Here is a 6,444-nt window from a genome sequence, read left to right as displayed (position 1 = left end):
GGCGAATGGTCTCGCCGTTGAGCATGGGGTTCTCCACGATGTGGCGCACCAGGGCGGCGAATTCGGTGGGGTTGCCCAGCCGCGAGGGGTGCGGCACCTGTGCCTCCAGCGAGGCGATGGCCTCATCGGAGAGCGTCGCGAACAGCGGCGTGCGGAACAGGCCGGGCGCGATGGTGTTCACGCGGATCTTGTAGCCCGACAGGTCGCGCGCGATCGGCAGGGTCATGCCGACGATTCCACCCTTGGAGGCCGAGTAGGCGGCTTGACCGATCTGGCCGTCGTAGGCGGCCACCGAGGCGGTGTTGACGATGACGCCCCGTTCGCCCTCGGCCTCCTCGGTGGCGGCCATGCGCTCGGCCGCCAGGCGGATCACATTGAACGACCCGATCAGGTTGACGTTGACCACCTTGGTGAAGGCGTCGAGCGGGAACGCGCCCTTCTTGCTCACCGTGCGGATGGCATTGCCGATTCCCGCGCAGTTCACCGCGATTCGCAGCGTGCCGAGTCCGGCGGCGGCATCCAGCGCGGCGGTGACGTCCGCTTCGCTGGTCACATCGCCCGGTGCGAAGGTCGCGCGCTCGCCGAGTTCCTCGGCCACGGCCTTGCCGTCGGACGACGGAAGATCGAGGATGACGACCGAGGCTCCGGCGCCGTGCAGCTCACGCACGGTGGCCAGGCCGAGTCCGGAAGCGCCGCCGGTCACCACCGCGACGGTATCTGCTGTCTTCACAAAACCTCCTGTTACTAGGTCTTGTTAATGTAGATTCTCGGCTTCTGGTGTGGAAGGGGGGTACCCCACAACCCCTTTCACGGCGGTGGTTACCGGTGAGTATCAAACCGAGGGTGAAGCATGGTACCGGTCGGTTCACGAGATCCGTCGAATTTCTGGGGGTGATTTCCGGCGCGTCGGGAGGTGGGAATCCGCCTGATACGAGAGAATTTCCAGTCGGGACCGTGCCCGAGGACGGTGCGCCCCGCCGCGACCACACCGAAGCTTCACCGACCGCCGAGAGGGTACGACGATGCCGCACGACGCGCCTCGCTCCGCGGAAATGTTGAAGTCGTACAAAAAGATGTCGCGCTGGTATCCGGCACTGCCCCCCGAGGACGGGGCCGGCGCTGAGGACGCGCACGTCGCACCGGTATTCGGCGACGACGGCGGAACGGGCGGATTCCCGCACTACATCCGCGACGACGATGTGGAGGTCGTACCCCCCGTCGACGAGTCACTGTTCCGGCGCAGCCACTACACCGGGCGCTGGTCGGACTGGGTGACCGATCGCGCTCCGGCCTTCCGGCCACGCGAACGTCCGGCCGATCTACTGCCCTTCCCGGCCGACCTGGACGGCGGGCGCGGCGACAGCGGGGACGGGGAATTGGACGACGCGGCGCTATCGCGGGCGGCGTCGGACCCCGCCGCCGCGCGTGGCGCGAAAGCCGCTGCCGCGTCGGCGAAGTTCCGGCGTCGCCGCCTCGTCGCCCTGGCCGCCGTCCTGATAGCCGTTCTGTTGCTGACCCTCGCGGGCGGCGTTGCGCTCTATGTGCTCCATTCCCGTGGCGCCACAGCGCAATCCGTGGGCACCATGGTTGTCGGCGGTCGCACCACCACGCCGGTGATCCCGGCGGGATAAGAGGGAGCACGGACATGGATCAGGACTGGAGCCGCTGGCTCGACGAGACCCCCGAGGAGGGTGAGCCGTCGGGTCGGCCCGCGCGCGCTCCGGTGGTACGCCTGCGCAAGCGGCGCGAACACTCCGGCGACGGCGAACCCGACCCGCGCCCGATCCTGGTGGTCGGCGGCTGCGGCGGGGCCGGAACCACCACCACCGCACTCGGGCTGGCCGGGGAGTTGAGTTCGGCCGGAGCGCAGGCGGCGGCCGTGGACGCCACCTCGGCCGGAAGCGATCTGGCCCTGCGGGGCGCGGACGAACACCTGAGCCCGATCAGTCTGCAGGCGTGGCTGTACGGCCGCGGGGACGGTGAACCCGCGCCGCTGAAGGAATGCCTGTCGCGCGCCACCTCCGGTATCGGACTGCTCTGGCGCGACGCCGCCCCGCTGCGACGCCGCGCCACCTACCTGACCGTGGCGCGCGGCATCCACGACTCCGGCTACACCGGGGTGTACGACGGCGGCAATCCCATTGCCAGCCGCCATCTGCGACCGTTGCTCGAGGACGCCGATATCGCGCTGGTGCTCGCCATTCCGGCGCGCGCCGACGCCGCCAACCGGCTGCGCCTGACCCTGGAGTGGCTCGACGACAACTTCAGCGGACAGGGCGAGGGGCAGGGCGACGGCATCGTCGGCGACACCGTGGTGGCCGTCTCCCATCAGCTGCCCCATGGTGACTCGCGGGTCGCTGATCATTTGCGGGAACATCTCACCGGCTGGGTGCGGGATATCCGTGAGATTCCCTACGATCCGCACCTCGCGCGGGGTGAACTGGTGCGGCACAGCGACCTCGCGCCGGAGACACGCCGTGCGTATCGCCGCCTGCTTGCTGGAGTGGCATCATGACCGCAGCCATGAAGGAACGCCGATCCCAACCCGCCATGGCGGCAGGTGTCGTGCCGCCGCCCGAACCACTTCGCGCACCCATCTGGGACCGACCGGTCCCCGGCGCCGGACGTGCTCCGCTGGTCTGGCTGCTGGGTGTGCACGGCGGGGCGGGCGCGTCCACGCTCGCGCATGTGCTCGCGCCCGCGGCGGATTCGCATCGCCGCTGGCCCGGAGGTTTCGACCGCGAATCACCGTTCGTCGTACTCGTCGCCCGCGAAACGATCTCCGGCCTGAGCCGCGCCCACGACCTGCTGCGCCAGCACCTCGCGGACCTCGCCGGTCCCTGTGAGGTGCTCGGCCTGGTGACCGTGGCGGCGCGCCCGGGCCGCATTCCCGCGGAGATCCGGCGCTACCGCGATCTGGTGGGTTCGCTGGCCGGTCAGGTGTGGCAGGTGCCGTGGCACGAGGAGTGGACGCTGGTCGAAGCCGACCAGTTGCCGGTCTGGTCGCCCGGTGACCCCCTGCCGCAGCAGCGGAAGCGCAAATCCGATCCGCTGCACGAGGTTCCGCTCGATATCCGCGAGCTCGGTGCGGGCATCGTGGCGGCGGTCCGGGAGGCCCTCGCCGAACCGGACCCGGAATCGGACGACGACGACTAGACCCGGGAGAGCGATATGCGCCGAACACTCGATCTTTCGCCCCGACCGGGGTCATGGGATGCTGTAACCCGCAGCGTCCCTTCGCATTTGGATAAGACCATCGGGTCGGTCGCTGCCGGGGCCGCGCGGGCCACGGTACGCGACAGTGTGATCGACGATGTGCTAGTGGAGAAGGACAGATCATGAGCATGCTCCTCGCCGTGCACGACGCGTACGGTGCCGTCCTCGCGCAGGTCGGGAATCCGACCCCGGAGGCCCCGCCCGCGTCGGACAAACTATTGAAACTTGTTCGGTATTTCACCTGGTTCGTGCTGTTGTCCGGAATCCTCGGAATCACCTACGCGGGCGGCAAGTTCGCGTGGGAGAAGTGGACAGGAGGCGGTTTGGAATCCCCGAAGATGGTGGCTGGCGCCATGATCGGCGGCATCATCGCCACCAGTGCCGGCACGATCATGAATGCGGCGATCGGCTGATGTCCGCCTCCGCGGTGGTCACCGTGCTGGCCTACAAGCAGATGCCGGCGGATGTGATCCGGCCGATCATGCAGCTGATCGACTGGCTGCTGTGGTGCGTACTGCTGTTCTGCATGGCGTGGATGATCCTGTCCGCGGGCAAGCTGTGGTACGCGTTCCGCGGCGACATGGCCGCCAACGAGGCGACGCACGGGGTGGTGATGAGTCTGATCGGCGCCATCATGGCGAGTTCGGCCAGCGGCATCGCCCTCGCGTTGCTGCCAACGTAGGGACGCAACGGATTCCGATGGCTCCCACCCTCGCCCCCGCCCGCCTGCGCCGTGCCGTCGGCGTTCTCGGCGTCGCCGTGCTGGCCACCGCCGGCTGCGACGGCGAGGTGGCGGACCCGTCCGCGCCCTCCGGGGTGCGCTGGCAGGTGTACCAGGGGGTGTCGCTGCCGCACACCGACCAGGGTCCGAGCAGCGACTCCGGGGGCGCCGCAACGGGTTTCGAACGATCCCGAGCCGGTGCCGCCGTCGCGGCGATCACCCACACCATCCGATTGCTGGTGGCCACCGACACGCAGTGGCCGACCGTGCTCGACGCCGCGGCGGTACCCGGCCCGGCCCGGGACGGCTGGGCGGTCACCAGAACACAACTGTCCATCGCCGGGCCCGCCGCACCGGAGTACGCGCCGCGGCTGCTCGGCTTCCGCATCACCGGCTACACCGAGGACAGATCCACCGTCGATGTCTACACCGAATACGCCGACAGCTCCCGGGCGGTGAACCACACCACCGTGGAATGGTTCCGAGACGATTGGCGGCTGCGGCTGCCAGAGCCCGACTCGACCGCCCCGACGGTCGAGGCCATCGATGAATTGCCCACCGACATAGTGACCGTGGAGGCACCGAAATGAGCGAGAAGGAGCCGTCCGAGCGCGGCGGCGTCTCGTTCGGTGTCATCGCGTCCGCGGCCCTGCTCGCCCTGATCCTGATCGCGGGCGTGGTCATGTGGGTGGGCCGCGACGACGACCCCGGCGAGCCCGCGGCGACGGGCGACGCACCCCCGGCCGTGGCGGGCGACACCGGGGCCACCGGATTCGCTCAGCCGGAGGTCGACATCTTCGGACGGCGCGTGGACGTGCCGAACAATCCGGCGGGGCAACCGCTGACGCAGGACGCCTCCGCCCAGCGGGAGCCCTCCGATCCGGACTGGCTGACCGCCGCGCCGCGCGGCACCACCGGACCGGGCGGCTGGCAGCGGGTATTCGGGGCGTCGGTGCCCTTCTCCACCTCCGACGGCCCGACCCGCCTGGAAGACGGTCTGGCCGTGGGGTATTCGCACACACCGCAGGGTGCGGTGCTGGCGGCGGCGCAGATCACCTATCGGCTCAACGCTCGCCCCGCCGACCGCGCCCTGTACGTGCGCCAGGTGCGGGTGTCGGCCCAGCAGGTCGCCGCCTACGACCAGGCGCTGGCCGACGAACGGCTGCCGAAACAGCAGCCGGAGAAGGTGACCCGCTACCTGGTGGCGCCGGATGCCTTCCAGGTGGAGAACTATGCCGACGACATGGCGATCGTGCGGCTGGCGGCGCGCGGTCCCGTGGTGGACGGCAGACAGCTGTGGGCGGCGGTACGCCTGATCATGGTGTGGGACGCGGGGGACTGGCGGCTCAAACCGGCGACGGCGCGCGGCTCGCAGACCGAATACGTGGATTCGCTTGCGGGGTGGACGAAATGGTGAATGACCTGGCAGCAGATCAGGAGAGGTGGATCACATGCTGAGGCGCATCGTCACGATCCTCGCGGTCGTGTTCACCGTCATGGTCGCGACTCCGACGGTATCGCACGCTCAGTACGGTTTCGACCAGGCCTGCAACGAATTACACGACTCCCTCGACGGCCTCGGCATCCCTGGCATCTCCCTCGGTGATGCCGCGTCGGCGGCCTGCAAGGCCGGCAATGTGGCCACGCACCCGGGCGACGCCGCCGCGGCCGTCCGGGACAAGGCGTGGGACTCCACCTTCGGCAAGGTGGTGGACTCGCTCATGAACGGTTTGGGCGAAGCGTTGATCCTGGCGTTGACCTTCTGGATGAAGGTGCCCAACGAACGGGTCTCGGACTCCGGGGCGCTGTTCACGAAGATCAACGACTACACCTATCAGGCCCAGATACTCCTGCTCATGGTGTCGGTGATCATCTCCGGGGCCAGACTCGCGGAAGCCAAACGCGGGGCGGCCATGAGCGAGGCCGCCGAATCCTTCCGCATGTTCGCGCGCGTGATCTTCAGCTCCTGGATGCTGGGGGCGGTGATCGTCGCGGGCACCCAGGCATCGGATCGCTTCTCCGAGTGGGTGATCAACGACGCCACCGACGGCAATGCCCAGAACCTCGCCGAACTCATGGTGAAAACCGCCAAGCTGCAAGCGTTCTCGCCGGGCCTGGTGCTGATCATCGCCATCGTCGGCCTGCTCGGCGCGCTGGCGCAGATCGTGCTCGCCATCGTGCGGCAGGGGTTGCTGGTGGTGGCGGCGGGCGTGCTGCCGCTGGCCGCGGCCTCCTCTGGGACCAATACCGGAAAACAGGCGTATCCACGCCTGATCGCGTGGATCATCGCCTTCATGCTCTACAAACCGGTGGCGGCGATCGTCTACATGATCGCCTTCACCACCGCCGGGCACGTGGACGAACTCACCACCACCGCGGGTCTGCCGGACGCCGACCAGGCGCAGCGCATGCTGGTCGCCATCGTGCTGCTGTGCAGTGCCGCGTTCGTGCTGCCGGTGCTCATGCGCCTGGTGACCCCGGCGGTGTCCATCGTCGGCAGCGGCGGT

The 6,444-nt window shown here is 68.9% G+C and carries 9 protein-coding genes; 8 read left to right on the top strand and 1 reads right to left on the bottom strand.

Going from position 1 to position 6,444, the window contains the following annotated elements; translation table 11 throughout:
- On the bottom strand, positions 1-730 hold a 730-nt coding region (locus QK444_RS30590; protein WP_282785574.1), incomplete at its 3' end, for an SDR family NAD(P)-dependent oxidoreductase.
- Positions 731-1,052: 322 nt separating this feature from the next.
- On the opposite strand from QK444_RS30590, the gene QK444_RS30585 reads away from it, so the two are divergent.
- From QK444_RS30585 to QK444_RS30550, 8 genes are all read left to right on the top strand, one after another.
- The gene (locus tag QK444_RS30585) at positions 1,053-1,631 is read left to right on the top strand and encodes a hypothetical protein (protein ID WP_282785573.1); all 579 of its coding nucleotides are present in this window, start codon (positions 1,053-1,055) and stop codon (positions 1,629-1,631) included.
- A 14-nt stretch (positions 1,632-1,645) separates the two neighbouring features.
- Entirely contained in the window at positions 1,646-2,515 is an 870-nt protein-coding gene (locus QK444_RS30580; protein WP_029924304.1) for a hypothetical protein, read from the top strand.
- Positions 2,512-3,156, top strand: coding sequence for a hypothetical protein (locus tag QK444_RS30575; RefSeq protein WP_282785572.1), 645 nt, complete (start codon positions 2,512-2,514; stop codon positions 3,154-3,156). Before QK444_RS30580 ends, QK444_RS30575 begins: the two co-directional genes overlap by 4 nt.
- Positions 3,157-3,338: 182 nt before the next feature.
- Positions 3,339-3,629: a hypothetical protein gene (locus QK444_RS30570; protein ID WP_029924306.1), complete on the top strand. Its 291-nt coding sequence runs from the start codon at positions 3,339-3,341 to the stop codon at positions 3,627-3,629.
- On the top strand, positions 3,629-3,898 hold the full coding sequence (locus tag QK444_RS30565) for a hypothetical protein (protein ID WP_029924307.1): 270 nt from the start codon (positions 3,629-3,631) through the stop codon (positions 3,896-3,898). The genes QK444_RS30570 and QK444_RS30565 overlap by 1 nt, the downstream gene beginning before the upstream one ends.
- Positions 3,899-3,915: 17 nt before the next feature.
- Positions 3,916-4,527 carry a hypothetical protein gene (locus tag QK444_RS30560; RefSeq protein WP_282785571.1) on the top strand — a complete coding sequence of 204 codons (612 nt, stop codon included), beginning with the start codon at positions 3,916-3,918 and terminating at the stop codon, positions 4,525-4,527.
- Positions 4,524-5,354 (top strand): hypothetical protein, encoded by an 831-nt coding sequence (locus QK444_RS30555; protein ID WP_282785570.1) that lies wholly within the window; start codon positions 4,524-4,526, stop codon positions 5,352-5,354. Before QK444_RS30560 ends, QK444_RS30555 begins: the two co-directional genes overlap by 4 nt.
- Positions 5,355-5,388: 34 nt before the next feature.
- On the top strand, positions 5,389-6,444 hold a 1,056-nt coding region (locus QK444_RS30550), incomplete at its 3' end, for a hypothetical protein (RefSeq protein WP_282785569.1).

It is taken from the genome of Nocardia sp. CC201C (assembly GCF_030010695.1).
GTDB classification, from domain to species: domain Bacteria; phylum Actinomycetota; class Actinomycetes; order Mycobacteriales; family Mycobacteriaceae; genus Nocardia; species Nocardia otitidiscaviarum.
The sequence above is the reverse complement of the archived record's forward strand: the minus strand, read 5'-3'. Positions and strand labels throughout refer to the sequence as shown.